The organism is Microvirga sp. CF3016, from assembly GCF_036314085.1.
GTDB lineage: Bacteria > Pseudomonadota > Alphaproteobacteria > Rhizobiales > Beijerinckiaceae > Microvirga.
On sequence record NZ_JAYGGM010000029.1, the window covers coordinates 1 to 619 of the forward strand.

Below are 619 nucleotides of genomic sequence, written 5' to 3' on the forward strand. Positions count from 1 at the left end.
GCGGATACGATGACCCATGCAAGTGCTCGGGGCAGCAACGATCTGATTGGCCGTAACGTCGTCCAGACCATGACGTGGATGACGCCTGACGAGTACGAGCGTCTGCAAGCGTTGAACGCCTGGACAGGACGGTCGGATCTTGTAGGACTTCGCCACATCGACGAGTTCAACCAGAGTGCTGGGAGGAACTTGGGCTTCCGGCGGCAGGGGAATGTGAAGCATGCCCTTTTGGTGAACCGTCGCCTCTTCGATGTTCTCCTGGGGCATGGAGCCAAAGTTCTTGGTCGTGCTCGTTACGGGCTTCGCCTGCTGCTCGACCGGCACCAGCGGTACGAAGCGGTGGGTCGGAGGGAGGCAGCCTAACCTGTTCTGGCGGGGGTGCTCCCCAAACACCCTTCGGAGGTCGTGTTCCTTATATAACTATATTACTAACACGACGTGTGAAGGAGTTTCCCCCGCCGCTCTTGGTGTGACCACATCCAACTTCGTCAGGATCGCCAGCTAATTTCACTCAAGGTCCAGCAAACCATTGCCCGATAAGGATTTCCGCGTTTGATCCTGAGTACCCTCGAAATTGTGGATCTGGGGGTCCCCCGTTCGAGCCGGGGCGGCTGTACCA

At 57.8% G+C, this 619-nt stretch carries 1 pseudogene; it reads left to right on the forward strand.

The annotated features are described in order from the left end of the window. Window positions 1-363 (forward strand): annotated as a pseudogene (locus tag VB672_RS22565) (hypothetical protein); the annotation flags it as partial. Window positions 364-619: the final 256 nt, after the last annotated feature.